This is a genomic window from Streptomyces nodosus (assembly GCF_008704995.1).
In the GTDB taxonomy this organism is placed as follows: domain Bacteria; phylum Actinomycetota; class Actinomycetes; order Streptomycetales; family Streptomycetaceae; genus Streptomyces; species Streptomyces nodosus.
Genome location: NZ_CP023747.1, coordinates 1862919 through 1886612 on the forward strand (window position 1 = coordinate 1862919; position 23694 = coordinate 1886612).

The following is a 23694-nucleotide window of genomic DNA, read 5'->3' on the forward strand; positions in this document are numbered from 1 at the left end:
TCTGTCTGTGTCGTCCGTCGTCGGAGGATGCGACCCGAGGGGTCTCATCGGGGGGTGCCGGCCGGGGCGGGGGCACCGCCCGACGGCGGCCGGGGGAAGGCGGGTGCCGGGGGTCCCGGGCGGCTGTCGAGCGCGGTGAGCGCGTCGCGCAGCCCTTGGTGTACATCCTCGTACACCTCCGGATGTCCGTCCGTGGTGAGGTGGTCCGCGTCGGCCAGCCGTTCCAGCCGGGCGTCGACATCCGGGTTGCCGGTGGGGGTGCGGGCCACCTCCAGCGGGGCGGGGGCGGAGGGATCGTACTCCGCGTCGCTCTCCGGGACCTCCCGAGGATCATGCTCGGGCCCGCGCTCCGGCACCTGGTCCGGCCCGGGCCGCTGCCCGGATTTCACCTCGAACACATTTTCGGCCGAAGGGTCCGATTCCGGTACCGCCGGCTCCGCCGGCACCTCGGCCCCGGACACAGAGTGGGTCATGCCCCGACGCTACCCCGAAGCACTGGGGTACCGTCGCTCACGATGGCGACGATCGATGAGTGCCGCAGCGCACTCGACAAGCTCTCGGACAACCTGGCGGGCGCCGACGGGGACGTGCGCGCTGCGGCGGGCATGGACCGCTCGCTCAGCTGCCGCATCACCGACCTGGACATCACCTTCGTCGGGCGCCTCGAGGACGGCCGGATCAAGGTGCTCGACACGCTCCAGGGACCACCGGCCGAGAAGGCCCAGATCCGGCTGACCATGACCGGGGACGACCTGGTGGCGATGGTCGACGGCCGGCTGAACTTCGGCAGGGCCTGGGGCTCGGGCCGGGTACGGCTGGAGGCGGCCCTGCTCGACCTCTTCCGCCTCAGGAAGCTTCTGTAGGTCTCCGGCGGCTTCTGCAGGTTCCCCGGCGGACCGGCGGCCCCGGAAAGAGCCACCCGTCTCAGGAGGCCTTCCCGGCCGCCGCGTCGGCCGCGACCCGGGTGCGTGCCGTGCGTGCCGCCGGCACCACCAGCGGGGTGCCCGTCTCCGGGTCGTCGATGACCTGGCAGCGCAGGCCGAACACCTCCTCGACCAGCCCGGCCGTGACGATCTCGTGCGGCGCGCCCTCGGCGATCACCCTTCCGCCGCGCAGGGCGATGAGATGGGTGGCGTACCGGGCGGCGTGGTTGAGGTCGTGCAGCACAGCGACCAGGGTGCGCCCCTGCTCCTCGTGCAGCTCGGCACAGAGGTCCAGCACATCGATCTGGTGCTGGATGTCCAGATAGGTGGTCGGCTCGTCGAGCAGCAGCAGCGGGGTCTGCTGGGCCAGCGCCATGGCGATCCACACGCGCTGCCGCTGGCCGCCGGAGAGTTCGTCGACATAGCGGTCGGCGAGCTCCGCCACGCCGGTGCGCTCCATCGACTCCCGGACGACCCGCTCGTCGTCGTCCGACCACTGGCGCAGCAGCCCCTGATGCGGATAGCGGCCGCGGCCCACCAGGTCGCCCACGGTGATCCCGTCGGGCGCGACGGAGGACTGGGGCAGCAGACCGAGGGTCCGCGCCACCTTCCTCGCCGGCATCGACTGGATGACCTGCCCGTCCAGCAGCACCCGGCCCTGGGCGGGCCTGAGCATTCTGGACAGGGCGCGCAGCAAGGTCGACTTGCCGCAGGCGTTGGGGCCGACGATCACGGTGAAGGAGTGGTCGGGAATCTCCACGGACAACTGCTCGGCGATCACCCGCCGGTCATAGGCGAGGGTGACCTTGTCGGCGGAGAGACGGTTCACAGTGCTCCTCTGGTCGTGCGGGTCCCTGTGGGGGTTCCTGTGGGGGTTGCTGTCCCGCTGGTCCCGGTCGTTGGTGCCCGGCCCGCTCCCGGCGCTCATATGCGTCCCGCCCTGCGCTCGGTCACCAGCAGCCACAGCAGATAGACGCCGCCGAGGACCCCGGTCACCACGCCCACGGGCAGCTGGTCCGCGCCGAAGAGCCGCTGTGAGGCCCAGTCCGCGACGACCAGCAGGGTCGCGCCCATGACCATGGAGGCCACCAGGTTGGGACCGGGCGAGCGGGTCAGCCGGCGGGCGAGCTGCGGTGCGGTCAGCGCCACGAACCCGACCGGGCCCGCGGCGGCGGTGGCACCGGCGGTGAGCAGCACCGCGGACACCATCAGCAGCAGCCGTACGCGCTCGGCGCGCACCCCGAGGGCGTAGGAGACGTCGTCGCCCATCTCCATCATCCGCAGGCCCCGGGCGTTGCAGAGGACGAGCGGTACCAGCACCGCACACAGCACCAGCAGGGGCAGGACCTGCTCCCAGTCGCGGCCGTTGAGGGAGCCGGTCATCCAGAACACCGCGCGGGCCGCGTCGACGATGTCGGCCTTGGTGAGCAGATAGCCGTTGACCGCCGTGACGACCGCGGAGACTCCGATGCCGACCAGCACCAGCCGATAGCCGTGCACGCCCCGCTTCCAGGCGAGCAGATAGATGGCGAGTCCGGTCACCAGGCCGCCGGCGAGCGCGCCGAGGGCGACCTGGGCGGCGCTCCCGGAGAACAGCACGATCATCACGAGCGCCCCGGCGGTCGCGCCCTGCCCGAGGCCGAGCACATCCGGGCTGCCCAGGGGGTTGCGCGAGACCGACTGGAACAGCGCGCCGCCCAGCCCGAGCGAGGCGCCGACCAGCAGACCCACGAGCACACGCGGCAGCCGCAGCTCGGTGACGATGAACTCCTGGCCGGGGTCGCCCTTGCCGAGCAGGGTCCTGACCACGTCCCCGGCCGGGATCGGGAAGTCGCCGGTGCCGATCAGGACGACGCTCGCGGCGAGCGCGGCGGCCAGCAGCAGGACGACGACGGTGAAGGCCCGGAGGTCGAAGCGCACGGAGAGCCCGCCCGGAGCGCGGAGAGTGCGGGTGGTCTTCACAGCTGGGCCGTCCTCCGCCGTCGTACGAGGAAGATGAAGACCGGGCCGCCGAGGACCGCGGTCACGATGCCGACCTGGAGTTCGGCGGGCCGGGCGACGATACGGCCGACGACGTCGGCGCCGAGCAGCAGCACGGGCGACAGGACCGTGGCGTACGGCAGGATCCAGCGCAGGTCGGGGCCGGTGAAGGACCGTACGACATGCGGGACCATCAGCCCGACGAACACGATCGGGCCGCAGGCGGCGGTCGCGGCCCCGCACAGCACGGTGGCGGCCACCATCGACAGGGCCCGGGTGCGGTTGAGGTTCGCCCCGAGGGCGCGGGCGGTGTCGTCGCCCATCGCCATCGCGTTCAGCGGGCGGGCCAGGGCCAGGGCGAGCACCGTGCCGACGGCGAAGAACGGCAGCACCTGGACGACCGTCCCGTCGGTGGCCGAGGCCAGCGAGCCGACCGTCCAGAAGCGCATCTTGCCGAGCGCGGCATTGTCCATGATCATCACGGCCTGGAGATAGCCGTAGAGCGCGGCGCTGATCGCGGTGCCGGCGAGCACCAGCCGCACCGGTGTGGCGCTGCGGCTGCCGCCGAGGAACCACACCAGGGCCCCGACGCCGGCCGCGCCGACGAAGGCGAACCACACATAGCCGCTCAGGCCGGTGACGCCGAAGAAGGTGATGGCGGTGACGACCGCCGCGGAGGCACCGGCGTTGATGCCGAGCAGTCCCGGGTCGGCCAGGGGGTTGCGGGTGAGCGCCTGGAGGACGGCGCCGGACAGTCCGAGCGCGGCACCGGCGAGCAGCCCGAGAATGGTGCGCGAGATCCGGTCGCCGACCACGACATCGGCGTAGGTCCCCGAGTCATGGAACAGTCCGTGCCAGACCTGGGCCGGGGACAGCCCCTTCGCACCGATCGCGATGCTCGCCAGCGCGACGAGCGCCAGCACCACGAGCGAGAGAAGGAGACCGAGGGACCGTATCGCCCGGCGGCTCGGGGGCGCGGGGGCGGTTTCCGCGCGCGGTTCGGGAGGACTGTCGACCAACACGAGGTTAGGTTAGCCTATCCTCGCTACTCATCCGCGGGGCCGCCCCCTCCGGCTCTCACAGCCCCAGCCGTGCCAGAGCCTTCCCCGCGTCCAGCGCGCACACGCCGTCCCCGGCCGCCGTCCAGGCCGCCGCGCACAGCGCCCGCAGCCCGTCCAGGGTCTCCCCCTCGCCCTCCAGCTCCAGCCGCTCCTTCGCCCTGGCCGTCCAGCCGCCGCAGCCATAGCCGTCGTCCGTCGCGACGACCTCTGGCTGGCCGCCCAGCAACCCCCGCAGGTCCGCGTCGACATAGGTCGGCCGGTGGTGCGGCGGCGCGGCCAGCAGCTGGGCGCCGTCCGTCACGCCCGTCAGGACGAGCAGCGAGTCGACCCCGCCGTTGAAGGCGCCCTCGATGTCCGTGTCGAGCCGGTCACCGACCACCAGCGGCCGCTCGGCGCCCGTCCGCAGGATCGTCTCCCGGTGCATCGGCGGCAGCGGCTTGCCCGCCACCTGCGGCTCGGCACCGGTCGCGATCCGCACGACCTCCACCGCCGCCCCGTTCCCCGGTGCGATGCCCCGGGCGCTCGGAATCGTCAGATCCGTGTTGGACGCGAACCACGGCACCCCACGCGCCACGGCGTACGAGGCCTCCGCGAAACGCGCCCAGGGCAGCTCAGGGCCGCCGTAGCCCTGCACCACGGCCACCGGGTCGTCGTCGGCCGACTCCACGGGCACCAGACCGCGCTCCCGCAGCGCCACCCGCAGCCCCTCCCCGCCGACGACCAGCACCCGCGACCCGGCGGGCACCTGCTCGGCGATCAGCCGCGCCACCGCCTGCGCCGAGGTGATGACATCCGCGGCCTCCGCCGGTATCCCCAGCTCCGTGAGGTGCGCGGCCACCGCCTCCGGCGTACGCAGGGCGTTATTGGTCACATACGCCAGGTGCATGCCGCCCGCGCGGGCGCTGCCGAGCGACTCCACGGCGTGCGCGATCGCCTCTCCGCCCGCGTACACCACCCCGTCCAGGTCGAGCAGCGCCGTGTCATACGCCTCGCTCAGGGGCCGGGCACTGCCCTCGGGCCGCGTCCTGACGGTCCCGCTCATTGCACATCGCTCCTCGTTCGCTCGCATTCCCCGATCATCGCGCATCGCACCGGCGCACTTACGATGCATTAATGAACACTGCAGGTCCCGCGGACGTACCGGCGCACACGGGTCTCGAGCTGACCCCCTTCAGGGGCGTGCGCTACGACCCCGACCACGTCGGCAGCCTCGCCGCGGTCACCTCACCGCCGTACGACGTCGTGGTACGGCCGGACGGGCTGCTGCACCTCGAATCGGCCGATCCGCACAACATCGTCCGTCTGATTCTGCCCCAGGCGTCCACCCCCGCGGCACGCAACAAGCAGGCCGCGGACACCCTGCGCCGCTGGCTGGCCGAGGGCGTGCTCAGGGCCGACGCCGACCCGGGCCTCTATGTCTACGAGCAGCGCGGGGACGGTCTGCTGCAACGCGGTGTCATCGGCGCCCTGCGCCTGTCGGAGCCGTCCGAGGGTGTGGTGCTCCCCCATGAGGACGTGATGCCGCATGTGGTCGAGGACCGTGCGGCCCTGATGCGCGCGACCTCCGCCAACCTGGAACCGCTGCTGCTCACCTACCGCGGCACCGGCTCCGAGGTGGGCGCCACGGCCGTCATCGAACGCACCGCCGAGCGCCGACCGCTGCTGTGCACCACCACCGAGGACGGGTTCAGTCATCGCCTCTGGGCGGTCACGGACCCGGCCGACCTCGCCGAGATCCAGTCGGACCTGGCCGGGCACCAGGCCCTGATCGCCGACGGCCACCATCGCTGGGCGACCTGTCTGCGGCTGCGCGCGGAGCACCCGTCCCCGAGCCCCTGGGACTTCGGCCTCGTCCTGCTGGTGGACACCGCCCGCCATCCGCTCCGGGTGCGCGCGATCCACCGGCTGCTGCACCGCCTCCCGGTGGCCGAGGCACTGTCCGCGCTCACGGGCCTCTTCCGGGTCCGCACCCTGCGTGTCCCGCTGTCCGAGGGCCTGGAGTCACTGGCGGAGGCGGCCGGCGCCGGTAACGCCTTTCTGCTGGCGGGTGACGGCGCCTTCCACCTGGTCGACCGGCCGTCGCCCGAACTGCTGGCCCGTACGGTGCCTTCGGACCACCCGGAGGCCTGGCGCACCCTGGACGCGACGGTTCTGCACGCCACGCTCCTCGACGCCGTCTGGCGCATCCCCGAGGATTCCCCGGAGCACATCGGCTATATCCACGACACCGCCGCGACGGTCGAGAAGGCCGAGCGCGACGGGGGTACGGCCGTGCTGATGCACCCGGTGCGCGAGGAGGTCGTACGGGAACTTGCCCGGCAGGGCGTCACCATGCCGCGCAAGTCGACGTCGTTCGGGCCCAAGCCGGCGTCGGGGCTGGTGCTGCGGGCGCTGACGTCTCCCGAGGAGTTCTGAGAACCGAGAACCGGTCCGTCCGGTCGCCGTCCCACGGCATGACACCGGTCGCCGTCCGCGGGACATGACAGGGGGCGGGATCCCGGCCGAGGCCTTGGGATCCCGCCCCCTGTCGTGGTGGAACGGCTGTCAGTGCTCGCGGGGCTCGGTGCCGCCGTTCTGCGTGCCTTCGTCGCCCTGGGTGTCCTGGGCTTCGTCGACGACCCTGGTGTCCTCGACAACCCGGGCGTTCTCGCCGTCCTCGGTCACGTCCTCGGCCGGGGCGGACTCGCCCTTCTCTCCCTCGTCGGCCGCCTCGTCGTCGAGCACGTCGACGAACTCCACCCCGTCCAGCTCGGCGAGCCGGTCGGAGGCATCGGTGCTGCCGTCCTTGTCGGCCTCGACGGCCTTGGCGAACCACTCCCGCGCCTCGCTCTCCCGCCCGGCGGCGAGGAGGGCGTCGGCATACGCGTACCGCAGGCGCGCGGTCCACGGCTGCACCGAGTGGGAGGCCAGCTCCGGACTCTGCAGCGTCACGATGGCGGCGTCGAGCTGCCCCATGTCACGCCGCGCACCGGCCGCGACGAGCCGCATCTCGACCTGACCGGCCTTGTCGAGCTTGTGCACCTCGGGTGCGCCCGCCATGTCCAGCGCCTTCTCGGGACGGCCGAGACCACGCTCGCAGTCGGCCATGAGGGGCCACAGCTCGAGGTTCCCGGTCATCCGCCGGGCCGCCCGGAACTCGGCGAGCGCCTCCCCGTACTTCTGGTTCGCATACGCGGCGAAGCCGGCCGCCTCACGGACGGCGGCGACTCGGGAGGCCAGACGCTGGGCCACCTTGGAGTACCCGTAGGCGCCCTCGGGGTCCTCGTCGATGAGCCGGGCGACCATCACCAGGTTCTTGGCGACATCCTCGGCGAGCGTCTTCGGCAGGCTCTGCAGCTCCTGACGTACGTCCTTGTCGATCTCCTCGCCGGTGACGTCCTCGGGGATCGGCAGCCGCTTGATGGGCTCGCGGTCGCGGTCCCGCTCGTCACGGAACCGGCCACCGCCGCCGCGGCGGTCGTCACGCCGGTCGTCACGCCGGTCGTCGCGTCCACGGAAGCCGCCGGGGCGACCGCCGCGGTCCCCACGGTCGTCGCGGCGCGGACCACGGGCACCACGGTCGTCACGTCCGCGGAAGCCACCACGGTCACCGCGCTCGTCGCCTCGGCGGTCGTCGCGACGGTCATCACGGCGCTCGTCGCGACGGAAGCCACCCCGGTCGCCACGGTGGTCGTCGCGACGGTCGTCACGGCGGAAACCACCACGGTCATCGCGGTGATCCTCACGTCCACGGAAGCCACCGCGGTCATCGCGGTGGTCATCGCGACGGAAGCCACCCCGGTCACCACGGTGGTCGTCACGACGGAAGCCACCGCGGTCATCGCGGTGATCCTCACGGCGGAAACCGCCACGGTCACCGCGGTGGTCGTCACGACGCTGGTCATCACGGCGGTCGTCGCGACGGTCGTCACGGCGGAAGCCACCACGGTCGTCACGGCGGCCGTAGCCGGCGCGGTCTCCACGGTGGTCGTCACGACGCTCATCACGGCGGTCGTCACGGCGGTCGTCACGGCGGAAACCACCGCGGTCGCCACGGTCATCGCTCCGGCGGTCGTCACGCCGGCCGAACCCACCACGGTCCCCATAGCCGCCGCGGTCGTCGCGACGGAAGCCCCGGTCGCGGTCGTCACGGCGGTCGTCACGGCGTTCACCGCGGCCGTCCTCGCGGCGCACGGAGCCACCGCGGTCGTCGTGACGGCGGCCGTAGCCCCCACGGTCGTCGTCGCGCCCGTGGGCGGGGCGGTCGCCGTCCCGGCGGAAGCCGCGGTCGCGGTCGTCACGGCGCGGGGCGCCCGGGCGATCGTCACGGCGGAAGGACGGACGTGCGCCGCGGTCTCCCTGGCCACCACGGTCGTCGCGTCCACGGAAGCCCCCGCGGTCGCCACGGTGGTCGTCACGACGCTCCTCGCGTCGGCCGTAGCCACCACGGTCCCCGTAACCGCCACGGTCATCGCGACGTTCGTCACGGCGGTCGTCGCGACGCTCGTCGCGGCGGAAGCCACCGCGGTCGCCACGGTCATCGCCTCGGCGGTCGTCACGCCGGCCGAACCCACCACGGTCTCCGTAACCGCCGCGGTCGTCACTCCGGCCCGCTGCTCCGCGGTAGCCGCCACGGTCACCACTGTCCCGGCGGCGCTGGTCGCGCTCAGGACGCTCGTCGGGAGAGTTGGTGGACATGGGTGACTCCTGTCTTCGTTACCGCAAGTATGCTCACGCAGCCGAGTATCCGCCGCGCTCCGGAAAAACAAAAAAGGACCCTTGGTCCCAGCAAGTCGCTGGGACCAAGGGTCCTCCAAAGATTGTTCGGCGGCGTCCTACTCTCCCACAGGGTCCCCCCTGCAGTACCATCGGCGCTATGAGGCTTAGCTTCCGGGTTCGGAATGTAACCGGGCGTTTCCCTCATGCTATGACCACCGAAACCCTAATGGTTTCGAGCGAACAAGCACACTCTTCAGTTGATGTTCTGCTCTGAACCGACAACGGATCGTTGTCTCAGAACCAACACAGTGAACGCGAGCAACTGAGGACAAGCCCTCGGCCTATTAGTACCAGTCACCTCCACACCTCACGATGCTTCCAGATCTGGCCTATCAACCCAGTCGTCTACTGGGAGCCTTACCCCATCAAGTGGGTGGGAGTCCTCATCTCGAAGCAGGCTTCCCGCTTAGATGCTTTCAGCGGTTATCCCTCCCGAACGTAGCCAACCAGCCATGCCCTTGGCAGAACAACTGGCACACCAGAGGTTCGTCCGTCCCGGTCCTCTCGTACTAGGGACAGCCCTTCTCAAGACTCCTACGCGCACAGCGGATAGGGACCGAACTGTCTCACGACGTTCTAAACCCAGCTCGCGTACCGCTTTAATGGGCGAACAGCCCAACCCTTGGGACCGACTCCAGCCCCAGGATGCGACGAGCCGACATCGAGGTGCCAAACCATCCCGTCGATATGGACTCTTGGGGAAGATCAGCCTGTTATCCCCGGGGTACCTTTTATCCGTTGAGCGACGGCGCTTCCACAAGCCACCGCCGGATCACTAGTCCCGACTTTCGTCCCTGCTCGACCCGTCGGTCTCACAGTCAAGCTCCCTTGTGCACTTACACTCAACACCTGATTGCCAACCAGGCTGAGGGAACCTTTGGGCGCCTCCGTTACCCTTTAGGAGGCAACCGCCCCAGTTAAACTACCCATCAGACACTGTCCCCGATCCGGATCACGGACCCGGGTTAGACATCCAGCACGACCAGACTGGTATTTCAACGACGACTCCACAACCACTGGCGTGGCCGCTTCAAAGTCTCCCAGCTATCCTACACAAGCCGAACCGAACACCAATATCAAACTGTAGTAAAGGTCCCGGGGTCTTTCCGTCCTGCTGCGCGAAACGAGCATCTTTACTCGTAGTGCAATTTCACCGGGCCTATGGTTGAGACAGTCGAGAAGTCGTTACGCCATTCGTGCAGGTCGGAACTTACCCGACAAGGAATTTCGCTACCTTAGGATGGTTATAGTTACCACCGCCGTTTACTGGCGCTTAAGTTCTCAGCTTCGCCCACCCGAAAGTGAGCTAACCGGTCCCCTTAACGTTCCAGCACCGGGCAGGCGTCAGTCCGTATACATCGCCTTACGGCTTCGCACGGACCTGTGTTTTTAGTAAACAGTCGCTTCTCGCTGGTCTCTGCGGCCACCCCCAGCTCAGACCGTATAGATCATCACCAGAAGTGGCCCCCCTTCTCCCGAAGTTACGGGGGCATTTTGCCGAATTCCTTAACCATAGTTCACCCGAACGCCTCGGTATTCTCTACCTGACTACCTGAGTCGGTTTAGGGTACGGGCCGCCATGAAACTCGCTAGAGGCTTTTCTCGACAGCATAGGATCATCCACTTCACCACAATCGGCTCGGCATCAGGTCTCACCCACAAGGTGTGCGGATTTACCTACACACCGGGCTACACCCTTACCCCGGGACAACCACCGCCCGGGATGGACTACCTTCCTGCGTCACCCCATCACTCACCTACTACCAACTTGGTTCAGCGGCTCCACCACTTTCCTTTCCCCGAAGGGTCCGGAACGGCTTCACGGCCTTAGCATCACTGGATTCAATGTTTGACGCTCCACAGCGGGTACCGGAATATCAACCGGTTATCCATCGACTACGCCTGTCGGCCTCGCCTTAGGTCCCGACTTACCCTGGGCAGATCAGCTTGACCCAGGAACCCTTAGTCAATCGGCGCACACGTTTCCCACGTGTGAATCGCTACTCATGCCTGCATTCTCACTCGTCAACCGTCCACAACTACCTTCCGGTGCTGCTTCACCCGGCAGACGACGCTCCCCTACCCATCACAGCAGGCGTTGGCCCTCATGCTGCAATGACACGACTTCGGCGGTACGCTTGAGCCCCGCTACATTGTCGGCGCGGAATCACTAGACCAGTGAGCTATTACGCACTCTTTCAAGGGTGGCTGCTTCTAAGCCAACCTCCTGGTTGTCTGTGCGACTCCACATCCTTTCCCACTTAGCGTACGCTTAGGGGCCTTAGTCGATGCTCTGGGCTGTTTCCCTCTCGACCATGGAGCTTATCCCCCACAGTCTCACTGCCGCGCTCTCACTTACCGGCATTCGGAGTTTGGCTAAGGTCAGTAACCCGGTAGGGCCCATCGCCTATCCAGTGCTCTACCTCCGGCAAGAAACACACGACGCTGCACCTAAATGCATTTCGGGGAGAACCAGCTATCACGGAGTTTGATTGGCCTTTCACCCCTAACCACAGGTCATCCCCCAGGTTTTCAACCCTGGTGGGTTCGGTCCTCCACGAAGTCTTACCTCCGCTTCAACCTGCCCATGGCTAGATCACTCCGCTTCGGGTCTTGGGCATGCTACTCAAACGCCCTGTTCGGACTCGCTTTCGCTACGGCTACCCCACCCGGGTTAACCTCGCAACACACCGCAAACTCGCAGGCTCATTCTTCAAAAGGCACGCAGTCACGAGAATGTGCAAGCACATTCCGACGCTCCCACGGCTTGTAGGCACACGGTTTCAGGTACTATTTCACTCCCCTCCCGGGGTACTTTTCACCATTCCCTCACGGTACTATCCGCTATCGGTCACCAGGGAATATTTAGGCTTAGCGGGTGGTCCCGCCAGATTCACACGGGATTTCTCGGGCCCCGTGCTACTTGGGTGTCTCTCCAACGAGCCGCTGACGTTTCGACTACGGGGGTCTTACCCTCTACGCCGGACCTTTCGCATGTCCTTCGTCTACATCAACGGTTTCTGACTCGTCCTGTCGCCGGCAGACGACAGAAGAGAGATCCCACAACCCCCACAACGCAACCCCTGCCGGGTCTCACACGCCATAGGTTTAGCCTCATCCGGTTTCGCTCGCCACTACTCCCGGAATCACGGTTGTTTTCTCTTCCTGCGGGTACTGAGATGTTTCACTTCCCCGCGTTCCCTCCACACTGCCTATGTGTTCAGCAGCGGGTGACAGCCCATGACGACTGCCGGGTTTCCCCATTCGGAAACCCCCGGATCAAAGCCTGGTTGACGACTCCCCGGGGACTATCGTGGCCTCCCACGTCCTTCATCGGTTCCTGGTGCCAAGGCATCCACCGTGCGCCCTTAAAAACTTGGCCACAGATGCTCGCGTTCACTGTGCAGTTCTCAAACAACGACCAACCACCCATCACCCCACCAGAAAATCCAGTGAGTTTACTGGGGCCGGCACCGAAGACCCAGCCATACGGCCGCGCCCTCAGACACCCAACAGCGTGCCCGGCCAAGTCCCGTCCGAAGATCATGCGTTCCACGCTCTCACGAGCAGTACTAGCAGCCTTCGACCCGAGGTCCTGACCGAGTAGTCAACGTTCCACCCATGAGCAACCAGCACCGGACGTTCGCCGATGTACTGGCCTCTGGACCGCCGAGGCGGCCTAGAAGTGCTCCTTAGAAAGGAGGTGATCCAGCCGCACCTTCCGGTACGGCTACCTTGTTACGACTTCGTCCCAATCGCCAGTCCCACCTTCGACAGCTCCCTCCCACAAGGGGTTGGGCCACCGGCTTCGGGTGTTACCGACTTTCGTGACGTGACGGGCGGTGTGTACAAGGCCCGGGAACGTATTCACCGCAGCAATGCTGATCTGCGATTACTAGCGACTCCGACTTCATGGGGTCGAGTTGCAGACCCCAATCCGAACTGAGACCGGCTTTTTGAGATTCGCTCCACCTCACGGTATCGCAGCTCATTGTACCGGCCATTGTAGCACGTGTGCAGCCCAAGACATAAGGGGCATGATGACTTGACGTCGTCCCCACCTTCCTCCGAGTTGACCCCGGCGGTCTCCCGTGAGTCCCCAGCACCACAAGGGCCTGCTGGCAACACGGGACAAGGGTTGCGCTCGTTGCGGGACTTAACCCAACATCTCACGACACGAGCTGACGACAGCCATGCACCACCTGTACACCGACCACAAGGGGGGCACTATCTCTAATGCTTTCCGGTGTATGTCAAGCCTTGGTAAGGTTCTTCGCGTTGCGTCGAATTAAGCCACATGCTCCGCCGCTTGTGCGGGCCCCCGTCAATTCCTTTGAGTTTTAGCCTTGCGGCCGTACTCCCCAGGCGGGGCACTTAATGCGTTAGCTGCGGCACGGACAACGTGGAATGTTGCCCACACCTAGTGCCCACCGTTTACGGCGTGGACTACCAGGGTATCTAATCCTGTTCGCTCCCCACGCTTTCGCTCCTCAGCGTCAGTATCGGCCCAGAGATCCGCCTTCGCCACCGGTGTTCCTCCTGATATCTGCGCATTTCACCGCTACACCAGGAATTCCGATCTCCCCTACCGAACTCTAGCCTGCCCGTATCGACTGCAGACCCGGGGTTAAGCCCCGGGCTTTCACAACCGACGCGACAAGCCGCCTACGAGCTCTTTACGCCCAATAATTCCGGACAACGCTCGCGCCCTACGTATTACCGCGGCTGCTGGCACGTAGTTAGCCGGCGCTTCTTCTGCAGGTACCGTCACTCTCGCTTCTTCCCTGCTGAAAGAGGTTTACAACCCGAAGGCCGTCATCCCTCACGCGGCGTCGCTGCATCAGGCTTTCGCCCATTGTGCAATATTCCCCACTGCTGCCTCCCGTAGGAGTCTGGGCCGTGTCTCAGTCCCAGTGTGGCCGGTCGCCCTCTCAGGCCGGCTACCCGTCGTCGCCTTGGTGAGCCGTTACCTCACCAACAAGCTGATAGGCCGCGGGCTCATCCTGCACCGCCGGAGCTTTCCAACCAGGGAGATGCCTCCCCGGCTCGTATCCGGTATTAGACCCCGTTTCCAGGGCTTGTCCCAGAGTGCAGGGCAGATTGCCCACGTGTTACTCACCCGTTCGCCACTAATCCACCCCGAAGGGCTTCATCGTTCGACTTGCATGTGTTAAGCACGCCGCCAGCGTTCGTCCTGAGCCAGGATCAAACTCTCCGTGAATGCTTCCCCGTGATCGGGGTAAACACCACGAGAGCGGAACCAGAGGGGAGGAATAATCCCCTCGGTTCACAGCGTCCTCGCTGTGTTATTTCAAAGGAACCTCGTCCCGACCGAACCGGCCGGAGACGGGGTATCAACATATCTGGCGTTGACTTTTGGCACGCTGTTGAGTTCTCAAGGAACGGACGCTTCCTTCGTACTCACCGAGATTCTCTCTCGGCTTTCCTCCGGGCGCTTCCCTTCGGTGTTTCCGACTCTATCAGATCTTTTCTCGATCCGATTCCCTGTCGGCGGGATTTGCCTTGGGTTCGGGGCTTTCGCCTCTCGCCTTTCGACATTCACTACGTTAACCGATTCCCGCTGCAACTCATAATCGAGTTCCTGCGAGTCCGAATTCGGACGTGCAGGCACGCCGAATTCACCCTCAATGAGGGGCGACAGAAGTAGTGGGTTGGCCGCTTCGGGCTGTCGGCTGACTGCCGTACCCGTGTCAAGCGGCTCGCGCTACCTTACGCACCCCGAAAGGACGCGTCAACTTCGGCGTCGACGGGGTGTGTGAGCGCGATAGGGACTGACCGTCGGGTCGTTGGCGATCCAGTAGCGCCATGGGTGGACGCCACCGTCGCCGGCCACTCCGGTGCGGGGACCGTTGCGCACCTGGTCGGAGGGGATCGGGGTGCCGGTCAGGATGCGCAAGGGGGTCTCGTCCTGGGCACAGGCGTCCGTGCCGTCCAGGGCCCGGTCCACACCCAGGGCGGTCGCCAGCCGTGCGGGGCCTTTGGCCAGTTCCTTGTCGTTCCGGGCCGAAAGCCGCCGGGTGCGGGCTAGCTCGGCCCCCTCGGTGATCTCGCCGGCCCGGAGCAGTACGCCACTGGCCCGGCCCTCCGGCCCGCACACCAGATTCATGCAGTGCCACATGCCATAGGTGAAGTAAACGTACACATGTCCGGGCGGGCCGAACATCACCTCGTTGCGGGTCGTGCGGCCGCGGTAGGCGTGGGAGCCGGGGTCGTTCGGACCGTCGTACGCCTCGACCTCCGTCAGACGCAGTTCGATCGGGCCGTCCGGGGTGGCGCGCACGATCAGGCGGCCCAGGAGATCGGGGGCGACCTCCAGTACGGGTCGGTCGAAGAAGTCCCTGGGGAGCGGCGTACGGTCGGGGGACGCGATCATGGTTTATGAGCGTAGTCCAGACGGGTGCGTGTCCCGGGGTGGTCGGTACTTCTCCTGGGGAGAGGTGAGGCCCCGGAGCCATGAGGGCGCGGAACCGGCCCCGGGCGGGATCGCGTTTCCAGGGATCAAGGGTCGAGAACGCGTACAAGAGGCGGGGCCGTGGAACAGGTGTCGCCTGGGAGGGAACACTCATGGGGTTCAAGCGGCTGCTGGCGAGCCTGGGTGCCGGCGGGGCGTCGGTCGAGACGGAGCTGGCCGAGATCAATGTCGTACCGGGCGGTGTCGTCCAGGGCGAGGTGCGGATCCAGGGCGGAACGGTCAGCCAGTCGATCCAGGGCCTGAGCCTCGGTCTGCAGGCCAAGGTCGAGGTGGAGGGGCACGACGACGCGGAGTACCGGCGGGACATCGAGTTCACCAGGGTTCAGCTCGGGGGCGCCTTCGAGCTCCAGGCGGAGGCCGTGCACATCGTGCCGTTCGGGTTCGACATTCCCTGGGAGACGCCCGTCACCATGATCGACGGGCAGCCGTTGCGGGGGATGTACATCGGGGTGACGACGGAGCTGGACATCGCGCATGCCGTGGACTCCGGTGATCTGGATCCCATCCAGGTGCACCCGATGCCTGCGCAGAAGGCGATTCTGGACGCCTTCGTCCAGCTGGGTTTCCATTTCAAGAGCGCGGACATGGAGAGCGGCCGCATCGGGGGCACTCGGCAGCAGCTCCCCTTCTACCAGGAGATCGAGTTCTACCCGCCGCCGCAGTATCGCGGCCTGAACCAGGTCGAGTTGAGCTTTGTGGCGGACGGGCAGGCGATGGACGTCGTCCTGGAGATGGACAAGAAGCCCGGTCTGTTCGACGAGGGCAGCGACAGCTACCACTGCTTCCAGGTCGGGCTGTACGACTTCCAGGACACGGACTGGGCCGCCTACCTTCACCAGTGGCTGTCGGAGGTCGGCAGCAGGCGCAGCTGGTTCTAGGCTCTGAACCGAACCATTGATCCACTGACCTGGAGGTGCCGAGGTGACCGAGTCCAAGAGGCGTCCGCTGCCGCATGACTTCCATCCGCCCGTGCCGGCGTTCACGGTGACGAGTGAGGACGTCGAGCCGGGTGCCGGGCTCAAGGACGCCCAGGTGTACGCGGCCGGGAACACCTCGCCGCAACTGCGCTGGGAGGGCTTCCCGCCCGAGACCAAGAGCTTCGCCGTGACCTGCTACGACCCGGACGCCCCCACGGGGAGCGGGTTCTGGCACTGGGTGCTGTTCGACATCCCGGCCTCGGTGACCGAGCTCCCGGCCGGTGCGGGCGGCGGGAAGTTCGAGGGGCTGCCCTCCGGTGTGGTGCACGCGCGCAACGACTACGGGACGAAGGACTTCGGGGGCGCCGCCCCGCCGCCCGGGGACGGACCGCACCGGTATGTGTTCACGGTGTACGCCGTCGATCAGGAGAAGCTCGGTCCGGACGCGGACGCCTCCCCCGCGGTGGTCGGCTTCAATCTGCGGTTCCACACGCTGGCGCGCGCCCAGCTCATCGGGGAGTACGAGAACCCGGCAGCGGGCTGACACCGTGCCCCGCTGACTGACGTTCACCGAACGTTTGCCCGTCTCTGGTCCCGAAGCGGCCGGAGGCGGGCATTTTTTATTGCGTTGTCCATCTCGGCGTGCCCGGCCAGAGTTGATCCAGCCCGCCAGGGGGTGGGCAGGTGCACACAGGAGGTGGGCCGGATGCGTGACACGCTGGTGCTGAACGCGAGCTTCGAGCCGCTGTCGACGGTGACGCTGAACCGAGCCGTCGTTCTGGTGCTGCAGTCCAAGGCCGTCGTCGAACAGGCCCACCCCGAACTCCGTATGCGGGGGGCCGCTGTGGACATACCGGCGCCCCGGGTCATCAGGCTCCGACGCTATGTACGGGTGCCCTTCCGAAGACAAGCCCCGTGGTCGAGGCGGGGTGTGCTGGTGCGGGACGGGCACCGGTGCGCGTACTGCGGGAGGCGGGCGACGACCGTGGACCATGTGGTGCCGCGGTCCCACGGCGGTGGTGACACCTGGCTCAATACGGTCGCCTCGTGCGCCGAGGACAACCACCGCAAGGCGGACCGCACCCCGGAGCAGGCCGGTATGCCGCTGCTGCGACAGCCGTTCGAGCCGACGCCGGCCGACGCGATGCTGCTGACGCTCGGGCGGGACGATCTGGGGGCGCTGCCGGACTGGCTGACGCGGTCGGCGGCCTGATCCAGGGGACGGCATCCGTGCCCGGGGCCGCACGGGGACCGCGTACGACAGCGGGCCCGCCTCCGTGGGGAGGCGGGCCCGCTGTCGTGTGCAGGGTCGGTCAGTCGATGGACGGCCGCTCGCGGCGCTCCCCGCCCCCGTCGCCCTTGCCGATGGACTTCCCGGAGTCGCTGTTGCCCGAACCCCCGCCCATCGGGCCGAAGTTGCCGATCGCACCGGAGAGGCCCTTCAGGGCGTCGCCGATCTCGCTGGGCACGATCCAGAGCTTGTTGGCGTCGCCCTCGGCGATCTTCGGGAGCATCTGGAGGTACTGGTAGGAGAGCAGCTTCTGGTCCGGGTCACCGGCGTGGATGGACTCGAAGACCGTACGGATGGCCTGGGCCTCACCCTCGGCGCGCAGGGCGGAGGCCTTGGCGTCACCCTCGGCACGCAGGATCTGGGACTGCTTCTCGCCCTCCGCGGTGAGGATGGCCGCCTGACGCGTACCTTCCGCGGTGAGGATCTGGGCGCGCTTGTCACGGTCGGCGCGCATCTGCTTCTCCATCGAGTCCTGGATGGAGGTCGGGGGCTCGATGGCCTTCAGCTCGACGCGGTTGACGCGGATGCCCCACTTGCCGGTGGCCTCGTCGAGGACGCCGCGCAGTGCCGCGTTGATCTCCTCGCGGGAGGTCAGGGTGCGCTCCAGGTCCATGCCACCGATGATGTTGCGGAGGGTGGTGACGGTGAGCTGCTCGATGGCCTGGATGTAGCTGGCGACCTCGTAGGTGGCGGCCCGGGCGTCGGTCACCTGGTAGTAGATGACCGTGTCGATGTTGACGACCAGGTTGTCCTGGGTGATCACCGGCTGGGGCGGGAAGGGAACGACCTGTTCACGCAGGTCGATGCGGTTGCGGATGGTGTCGATGAACGGGACCACGATGTTCAGGCCCGCGTTCAGTGTCCGGGTGTAACGGCCGAAGCGCTCGACGATGGCGGCGCTCGCCTGTGGGATGACCTGGATCGTCTTGATCAGGGCGATGAAGACCAACACCACCAGAATGATCAGGACGATGATGATCGGTTCCATCGTGAATTCCCCGTTCCCCTTCTCCGCTTCGGCGCCTTCGGCGACGTTCGGAACCCTTTGTGGCAGATTTTATGCTTGTTGAAGATCTTGCGGCTTGAGTCTGACAGAACCGCGTGCGCCGTGTGGGGAGTTCGCCCCGGTTGCGCCCGCCGGATCACATGACGACGGCGGTGGCTCCCTCGATGTCCACGATGTCCACCTCCTGGCCCACCTCATAGATGAGTTCGGAGTCGAGGGCGCGCGCCGACCAGACTTCCCCGGCGAGTTTGACCCGGCCGCCGGAGCCGTCGACGCGTTCCAGGACGGTGGCCCGCTTCCCCTTCAACGCCTCGATGCCCGTGGCGAGTTCGGGGTTCTGGGAGCGATGCCGGGCGGCGATGGGCCGGACCACGGCGATGAGCGCCACCGAGACCACGGCGAAGACGACGACCTGGATGACGGCGTCGCCTCCGAGCCCGGAGACCGCGGCGGCCGCGAGAGCGCCCACCGCGAGCATGCCGAGCTCCGGCAACGTGGTGATCACCAGTCCGATGCCGAGCGCCGCCGCACCGACCAGCCACCACACCCATGTGTCGATGTTCACATGGTCATGGTAGGGCCGAGGGCCCCTTCGCCGACAGGGCACAGAGCAGGTTGAGCCAACCCCCTCAGGGCGTTTCGCGAGGTTTCGGTGATATCGGGACGGGGCGGGTCAGGACAGGGGCAGGCCCCGAGCCGTCCAGCGGTCGCCGACCTGCTCCACGAGGAGCGGGAGTCCGAAGCAGAGGGAGAGGTTGCGGGAGGTGAGTTCGAGCTCCAACGGGCCCGCGGTGAGCACCTTGCCCTGACGGATCATCAGGACGTGGGTGAAGCCGGGGGCGATCTCCTCGACATGGTGGGTGACCATGATCATCGAGGGGGCGATCGGGTCCCGGGCGAGACGGCCGAGACGGCGTACGAGGTCCTCGCGGCCGCCGAGGTCGAGTCCGGCGGCGGGCTCGTCCAGGAGCAGCAGCTCGGGGTCGGTCATCAGGGCGCGGGCGATGAGGGTGCGCTTGCGCTCGCCCTCGGAGAGGGTGCCGAACTTCCGGTCGAGGAAGTCGCTCATGCCGAGGCGGTCGAGGAAGGCACGGGCGCGCTGTTCGTCGACGTCCTCGTACTCCTCGTGCCAGCCGGCCGTCATGCCGTAGGCCGCGGTCAGCACGGTCCCGAGGACCGTCTGGCTCTTGGGCAGCTTCTCGGCCATGGCGATGCTGGCCATGCCGATGCGCGGGCGCAGCTCGAAGACGTCGGTGCCGGGCTTGCCGAGGGTCTCACCGAGGATGGTGGCGGTGCCGGAGGAGGGGTAGAGGTAGCTCGAGGCGACGTTGAGGAGGGTCGTCTTGCCGGCGCCGTTGGGACCGACGATGACCCAGCGCTCGCCCTCCTTGACCGACCAGGAGACCTGGTCCACCAGCGCCCGGCCCTCGCGGACCACAGATACGTCCTCAAGCTCCAGAACATCGCTCATGAGCGCGTAGTCTCCCCTTGCAGTGTGGCCTGTGTCGGCTCTCGCGTACGCCTGTGGGCGCGGTCCGCCACGCCGATGGGCGCAGCCCCCATGAAATCTACGCCACTGGTCGCCCCGCCTATTCCATAGGTCAGGTCCTTAGGGTGGGGGCATGCTCTCGGAACCACGCTCAGGACGCCTGGCCGCATGGGGAAATGCTCTTTTGGCCGGACTTGTCCCTCCGGACGACGCCGCGTCCGCCATCGTCGGTGAGGATGCGGTGCACCGCGTCCGGGGTCTGCCGGGCGAGTCCGCGCCGGTCGGTCTCACGTTCGCGCTGGGCCGGCTGCGGACGCTCGGGGTGACCGGTCTGCGGATCGCGCTGCCCGCACCGGGGCATCCGCTGGGGCTGAGCGGTCCGCCGGAGTTCAACGCGCGGGCCCTGGAGGCCGAGGAGGCGGTGGTCTGTCACGGGGCCGCGTTCGGTCTGGTGCCCGAGCTGTACGAGGCGGGTCCGGAGGGCGATGTGCATGCCGAGGTCGTCTGGCACTGTCTTCCGGTGCGGGAGGCTCCGCCCGCCGATGTGCCCTCGCTCGGGGAGGCCGAGCGGGAGCTGGCGGAGGCGCTGCGCGAGGCGACGGAGGTGCTGTCGCGGCTGGATGTGGCGGGCTCGGGGCCGGTGGCGGAGGCGGCGATCGGCGCGTACCGGGCGCGGGCCGAGCGGGGTCGGGAGGTACTGGCACCGGGATATCCGCCGCGGGCGGTACGGGTGCTGGAGCTGGCCCAGCGGGTGGGGCTGCTGATCTCGGTGGCGTACGAGAACGGGCACGGGGGTGCGGTCAGCGCCTCCGAGATGGCGGCCCGGGCCCAGGCCCTGCGCCCGGTGGAACGAACCTCCCGCCGCGCGCAGGTCGCGGCGTACAACTCCGTCGTGGAGCAGCGCGAGATCCGCTGACCGGGTGCGTGACCCCGGTCACCGGGAGGACCGGGCCCCGCCCCGCCCCTGCCTCGCGGAGGAAGAGGCGGCGACCGCCGGGGGCGCGCCCCGAGGGGCCGTCAGTGCTGACCCCGGCGGCGCGCCAGGGCGACCGGAAAACCGTCCTCCGTACACGGAGCGTGTGCTCCGGGGCCCGGGCCCCGGGTCTCGGGTCCCGGAGGGGCGGTGACTGCCGAGGGGCGCCCCGAAGTGCGCAGACCTCCGGCGGGATGCCACGGCGGCGGGGACGCCGTCCTCCATATCCGAGGCCTGTGCTCCGGGCGCCGGGCCTCGCCCCGTCCCTGCCGTCCGGAGAAGGAGGCGGTGACCGCCGAGGCGTCGGGGGCGCCCCGAGGGGCGTCAGCGCTGACCGCCGGCGGCGCGCCACGGTAAGCGGGGCGCCGTCCTCTGTACACGGAGCGTGTACTCCGGAACCCGGGCTCCGCCCAGTCCTGCCCCCGGAAGGAGAGGCGGTGACTGCCGAGGGGCGCCCCGAAGGGGCTCAGTGGACCCCCGGCAGAACGCGACGGCGACGGGGACGCCGCTCTCCGTATCCGGAGTGCCGGGCCCGGGGCTCACGTCGTACGGCGGAGAGGCGTCGTGCCCGGCGGCCGGCAGGGGTGGTCAGCGGTCGACGCCGTGGCGTACGGCCCAGAGGGCGGCCTGGGTGCGGTCCGCCAGGTCGAGCTTCATCAGGATGTTGGAGACATGGGTCTTCACCGTCTTCTCCGACAGCACCAGCGCCCGGGCGATCTCCCGGTTGGAGCGACCGTCCGCGATCAGCCCCAGCACCTCCTGCTCCCGTTCGGTGAGCGAGCCGGCCCTGCCCTGGCCCGACGGGGCCTCCTCCTGGGACAGCAGCGCCTCCGCGACCTCCGGCTGGAGCAGGACATGGCCCGCGTGCACCGAGCGGATGGCGCCGGCGAGCGCGTCGGGGTCCACGTCCTTGTACACATATCCGGCGGCGCCGGCGCGCAGGGCGGGGACCACCGTGCGCTGTTCGGTGAAGCTGGTCACGATCAGCACACGCGCGGGGTTGTCCAGCTCGCGGAGCCTGCGCAGCGCCTCGATGCCGTCCATGCCCGGCATCTTGACGTCCATGAGGACGACATCGGGTCTCAGCTCCTCCGCGCGGGCCACCCCCTCGGCGCCGTCGGACGCCTCTCCGACGACCTCGATGTCGTCCTGCACCTCCAGGAAGGTCCGCAGACCACGGCGGACCACCTGGTGGTCGTCGACAAGCAGCACCTTGATCGGGTCAGCCACCGGGTACCTCCATCTCGATCGTGGTGCCCTTGCCGGGCGCCGACTCCACGGTCAGCGAGCCGCCGACCCCGCTCGCCCGGTCACGCATCGAGACCAGGCCGAGGTGGCGGCCCGCACGGCGGGTCTCCCCGGGGTCGAATCCGCTGCCGTCGTCCGCGACCCGCAGCACGGCGCGCGGGCCGCGCCGGTGCAGCGTCACCTCGACGCGCCGGGCACCGGAGTGCCGCAGGGCGTTGTGCAGGGCCTCCTGGGCGACGCGCAGCAGCGCCTCCTCCTGGGCGGCCGGCAGCGCGCGGACCCCGAAGCTGCTGAAGGCCACCCGCGCGCTGTGGGCACGGTCGAGGACCTGGATCTGGGTGCGCAGGGTGGCGACCAGGCCGTCCTCGTCGAGGGCGGCGGGCCGCAGCTCGACCACGGCGGCCCGCAGCTCGTCGGTGGCCTCCGCGGCGAGCGCGGCCACCTGCTGGAGCTCCTCCTTGGCCCGCCCCGGAGCGCGGTCGATCAGGGCGGCCGCCGCCTGGGCGGTGAGCCGGAGGGAGAAGAGCTTCTGGCTGACCGCGTCATGCAGCTCATGGGCAAGCCGGGAGCGCTCCTCGGCGATGGTCAGCTCCCGGCTGCGCTCATAGAGGCGGGCGTTGGTGAGGGCGATCGCGGCGTGCTGGGCGAGGATCGAGAGCAGTTCCTCGTCCTCCTCGGTGAAGCCGCAGCCGCCCTGCGGCCTGGGGCACCTCTTGTTGGCGAGGAACAGCGCCGCGATGGTCTCGTCGCCGTCGCGGACGGGCAGGCCCAGGAAGTCGGACATATCGGGGTGGGCTTCCGGCCAGCCCTCGAAGCGGGGGTCCTCGCGGACGTCGGCGATCCGCTCGGGCTTCGCGCCGTGCAGCATCGAGGCCAGGATGCCGTGCTGGCGCGGGAGCGGGCCGATGGCCTTCCACTGTTCGTCGCTGACGCCGTCCACCACGAACTGGGCGAAGCCCCCGTGGTCGTCCGGGACGCCCAGGGCCGCGTACTCCGCGTCGAGCAGCTCACGGGCGGAGGCCACGATCGTCTTGAGGACGTCGCGCACCTCCAGATGCCTGCTCATGGCCAGCAGCGCGGAGCTGACCGCGTACAGGCCCGACCTGGGTAGATGGCTCATGGCCTCACCGTACCGGTGGGGTGTGACGGTGCGTATCCGACGCCGGACGGCCGCACCCGGGCCGAAAGACCTAGTCCCGAGGGCGGCCCCGTTCCCGGCGGCCGGGCTCCGGAAATCCAGCGACGCAACGGATTGCTCCAGCAACTCCCTGTGAGATCGAGGGGTGCCGGATGTGAGGCCGCGCATAGGACCCAGATCACGTACTAGGGGACATAGGAGACGGACAGGCCCCTCACGAACGGGATGGATTAGGCATTTTGTCCCGTTTCGCCGTGCCTGTGTCCCCTATCCGGGATAGTACGTCACACCTTTGCCTGGAGTTTTTGCGGCCGCTAAGAATTGCTCCAGTCGCTCGGCGCTGCGGGGTTGTACCCGCGGCGCTTGTGCTGGAAACACCTGACGTCCCCGGCACCCGGAGCGACCTCCCGCTATACG

General features: G+C 68.1%; 19 protein-coding genes, 3 rRNA genes and 1 pseudogene. 7 read left to right on the plus strand and 16 right to left on the minus strand.

The genetic code is table 11. From position 1 onward, the window contains the following. Positions 1 to 44: 44 nt before the first annotated feature. Complete coding sequence (locus tag CP978_RS08475) at positions 45 to 473, minus strand: hypothetical protein (RefSeq protein WP_221500873.1); 429 nt, start codon at positions 471 to 473, stop codon at positions 45 to 47. 42 nt (positions 474 to 515) lie between these two features. On the opposite strand from CP978_RS08475, the gene CP978_RS08480 reads away from it, so the two are divergent. After that, the gene (locus tag CP978_RS08480; RefSeq protein ID WP_043439043.1) at positions 516 to 863 is read left to right on the plus strand and encodes an SCP2 sterol-binding domain-containing protein; all 348 of its coding nucleotides are present in this window, start codon (positions 516 to 518) and stop codon (positions 861 to 863) included. A gap of 61 nt (positions 864 to 924) precedes the next feature. Here CP978_RS08480 and CP978_RS08485 read toward each other — a convergent pair whose 3' ends face one another. Genes CP978_RS08485 through CP978_RS08500 form a run of 4 tightly spaced genes read right to left on the minus strand, consistent with a single transcriptional unit; the run spans position 925 to position 5006 of the window. Then, positions 925 to 1851: an ABC transporter ATP-binding protein gene (locus tag CP978_RS08485; RefSeq protein ID WP_079162058.1), complete on the minus strand. Its 927-nt coding sequence runs from the start codon at positions 1849 to 1851 to the stop codon at positions 925 to 927. Continuing rightward, positions 1848 to 2885, minus strand: a complete 1038-nt coding sequence (locus tag CP978_RS08490) for a FecCD family ABC transporter permease (RefSeq protein WP_043439047.1) — start codon at positions 2883 to 2885, stop codon at positions 1848 to 1850. Before CP978_RS08490 ends, CP978_RS08485 begins: the two co-directional genes overlap by 4 nt. Further along, positions 2882 to 3925, minus strand: coding sequence for a FecCD family ABC transporter permease (locus CP978_RS08495; protein ID WP_043439049.1), 1044 nt, complete (start codon positions 3923 to 3925; stop codon positions 2882 to 2884). Before CP978_RS08495 ends, CP978_RS08490 begins: the two co-directional genes overlap by 4 nt. A gap of 55 nt (positions 3926 to 3980) precedes the next feature. Continuing rightward, on the minus strand, positions 3981 to 5006 hold the full coding sequence (locus CP978_RS08500; RefSeq protein WP_043439053.1) for an HAD-IIA family hydrolase: 1026 nt from the start codon (positions 5004 to 5006) through the stop codon (positions 3981 to 3983). Positions 5007 to 5077: 71 nt separating this feature from the next. Here CP978_RS08500 and CP978_RS08505 point away from each other — a divergent pair, with 71 nt between their 5' ends. Beyond that, positions 5078 to 6379: a DUF1015 domain-containing protein gene (locus CP978_RS08505; protein ID WP_043439056.1), complete on the plus strand. Its 1302-nt coding sequence runs from the start codon at positions 5078 to 5080 to the stop codon at positions 6377 to 6379. A 129-nt stretch (positions 6380 to 6508) separates the two neighbouring features. On the opposite strand, the gene CP978_RS35205 is transcribed toward CP978_RS08505, so the two are convergent. Together CP978_RS35205 and CP978_RS36360 are read right to left on the minus strand one after the other, a co-directional pair. Then, positions 6509 to 7357, minus strand: a complete 849-nt coding sequence (locus CP978_RS35205; protein WP_207312954.1) for a tetratricopeptide repeat protein — start codon at positions 7355 to 7357, stop codon at positions 6509 to 6511. Positions 7358 to 7405: 48 nt separating this feature from the next. After that, a pseudogene (locus CP978_RS36360) lies at positions 7406 to 7996 on the minus strand (hypothetical protein); the annotation flags it as partial. A gap of 159 nt (positions 7997 to 8155) precedes the next feature. Here CP978_RS36360 and CP978_RS36365 point away from each other — a divergent pair. Continuing rightward, positions 8156 to 8647 (plus strand): hypothetical protein, encoded by a 492-nt coding sequence (locus CP978_RS36365; RefSeq protein WP_158508324.1) that lies wholly within the window; start codon positions 8156 to 8158, stop codon positions 8645 to 8647. 118 nt (positions 8648 to 8765) lie between these two features. Here CP978_RS36365 and rrf read toward each other — a convergent pair. The 4 genes from rrf to CP978_RS08545 form a co-directional block, all read right to left on the minus strand. After that, positions 8766 to 8882 (minus strand): 5S ribosomal RNA (gene rrf, locus CP978_RS08525). Between the two features lie 104 nt (positions 8883 to 8986). Next, positions 8987 to 12104: ribosomal RNA gene (locus tag CP978_RS08530) — 23S ribosomal RNA — on the minus strand. 314 nt (positions 12105 to 12418) lie between these two features. Continuing rightward, positions 12419 to 13943: ribosomal RNA gene (locus tag CP978_RS08535) — 16S ribosomal RNA — on the minus strand. Together the 16S, 23S and 5S rRNA genes form the textbook arrangement of a ribosomal RNA operon. Positions 13944 to 14474: 531 nt before the next feature. After that, on the minus strand, positions 14475 to 15116 hold the full coding sequence (locus CP978_RS08545) for a DNA-3-methyladenine glycosylase (RefSeq protein WP_043439059.1): 642 nt from the start codon (positions 15114 to 15116) through the stop codon (positions 14475 to 14477). A 191-nt stretch (positions 15117 to 15307) separates the two neighbouring features. On the opposite strand from CP978_RS08545, the gene CP978_RS08550 reads away from it, so the two are divergent. The 3 genes from CP978_RS08550 (at position 15308) to CP978_RS08560 (ending at position 17345) form a co-directional block, all read left to right on the plus strand. Continuing rightward, the gene (locus tag CP978_RS08550; RefSeq protein ID WP_043439060.1) at positions 15308 to 16093 is read left to right on the plus strand and encodes a sporulation protein; all 786 of its coding nucleotides are present in this window, start codon (positions 15308 to 15310) and stop codon (positions 16091 to 16093) included. Positions 16094 to 16136: 43 nt separating this feature from the next. After that, entirely contained in the window at positions 16137 to 16676 is a 540-nt protein-coding gene (locus CP978_RS08555) for a YbhB/YbcL family Raf kinase inhibitor-like protein (RefSeq protein ID WP_043439061.1), read from the plus strand. A 162-nt stretch (positions 16677 to 16838) separates the two neighbouring features. After that, on the plus strand, positions 16839 to 17345 hold the full coding sequence (locus CP978_RS08560) for an HNH endonuclease (protein ID WP_043439062.1): 507 nt from the start codon (positions 16839 to 16841) through the stop codon (positions 17343 to 17345). Between the two features lie 100 nt (positions 17346 to 17445). Here the strand turns inward: CP978_RS08560 and CP978_RS08565 are convergent, their stop codons facing one another. From CP978_RS08565 to CP978_RS08575, 3 genes are all read right to left on the minus strand, one after another. Then, positions 17446 to 18411, minus strand: coding sequence for an SPFH domain-containing protein (locus CP978_RS08565; RefSeq protein ID WP_043439063.1), 966 nt, complete (start codon positions 18409 to 18411; stop codon positions 17446 to 17448). Positions 18412 to 18565: 154 nt separating this feature from the next. Continuing rightward, positions 18566 to 18994, minus strand: a complete 429-nt coding sequence (locus CP978_RS08570; protein ID WP_043439065.1) for an NfeD family protein — start codon at positions 18992 to 18994, stop codon at positions 18566 to 18568. Positions 18995 to 19102: 108 nt separating this feature from the next. Beyond that, positions 19103 to 19900: an ABC transporter ATP-binding protein gene (locus CP978_RS08575; RefSeq protein ID WP_043439066.1), complete on the minus strand. Its 798-nt coding sequence runs from the start codon at positions 19898 to 19900 to the stop codon at positions 19103 to 19105. Positions 19901 to 20051: 151 nt separating this feature from the next. On the opposite strand from CP978_RS08575, the gene CP978_RS08580 reads away from it, so the two are divergent. Continuing rightward, positions 20052 to 20834, plus strand: a complete 783-nt coding sequence (locus CP978_RS08580) for a hypothetical protein (RefSeq protein WP_079162060.1) — start codon at positions 20052 to 20054, stop codon at positions 20832 to 20834. A gap of 645 nt (positions 20835 to 21479) precedes the next feature. On the opposite strand, the gene CP978_RS08585 is transcribed toward CP978_RS08580, so the two are convergent. Then, on the minus strand, positions 21480 to 22121 hold the full coding sequence (locus CP978_RS08585) for a response regulator (protein WP_043439069.1): 642 nt from the start codon (positions 22119 to 22121) through the stop codon (positions 21480 to 21482). After that, positions 22114 to 23259, minus strand: a complete 1146-nt coding sequence (locus CP978_RS08590; protein WP_043439071.1) for a GAF domain-containing sensor histidine kinase — start codon at positions 23257 to 23259, stop codon at positions 22114 to 22116. Before CP978_RS08590 ends, CP978_RS08585 begins: the two co-directional genes overlap by 8 nt. Positions 23260 to 23694: the final 435 nt, after the last annotated feature.

Excerpts from the sequence above, each read along its gene's own strand:
- CP978_RS08475 (WP_221500873.1), bottom strand. The coding sequence starts at position 473 with ATGACCCACTCTGTGTCCGGGGCCGAGGTGCCGGCGGAGCCGGCGGTA.
- CP978_RS08480 (WP_043439043.1), top strand. The coding sequence starts at position 516 with ATGGCGACGATCGATGAGTGCCGCAGCGCACTCGACAAGCTCTCGGAC.
- CP978_RS08485 (WP_079162058.1), bottom strand. The coding sequence starts at position 1,851 with ATGAGCGCCGGGAGCGGGCCGGGCACCAACGACCGGGACCAGCGGGAC.
- CP978_RS08500 (WP_043439053.1), bottom strand. The coding sequence starts at position 5,006 with ATGAGCGGGACCGTCAGGACGCGGCCCGAGGGCAGTGCCCGGCCCCTG.
- CP978_RS08505 (WP_043439056.1), top strand. The coding sequence starts at position 5,078 with ATGAACACTGCAGGTCCCGCGGACGTACCGGCGCACACGGGTCTCGAG.
- CP978_RS08545 (WP_043439059.1), bottom strand. The coding sequence starts at position 15,116 with ATGATCGCGTCCCCCGACCGTACGCCGCTCCCCAGGGACTTCTTCGAC.
- CP978_RS08550 (WP_043439060.1), top strand. The coding sequence starts at position 15,308 with ATGGGGTTCAAGCGGCTGCTGGCGAGCCTGGGTGCCGGCGGGGCGTCG.
- CP978_RS08560 (WP_043439062.1), top strand. The coding sequence starts at position 16,839 with ATGCGTGACACGCTGGTGCTGAACGCGAGCTTCGAGCCGCTGTCGACG.
- CP978_RS08565 (WP_043439063.1), bottom strand. The coding sequence starts at position 18,411 with ATGGAACCGATCATCATCGTCCTGATCATTCTGGTGGTGTTGGTCTTC.
- CP978_RS08575 (WP_043439066.1), bottom strand. The coding sequence starts at position 19,900 with ATGAGCGATGTTCTGGAGCTTGAGGACGTATCTGTGGTCCGCGAGGGC.
- CP978_RS08580 (WP_079162060.1), top strand. The coding sequence starts at position 20,052 with ATGCTCTCGGAACCACGCTCAGGACGCCTGGCCGCATGGGGAAATGCT.
- CP978_RS08590 (WP_043439071.1), bottom strand. The coding sequence starts at position 23,259 with ATGAGCCATCTACCCAGGTCGGGCCTGTACGCGGTCAGCTCCGCGCTG.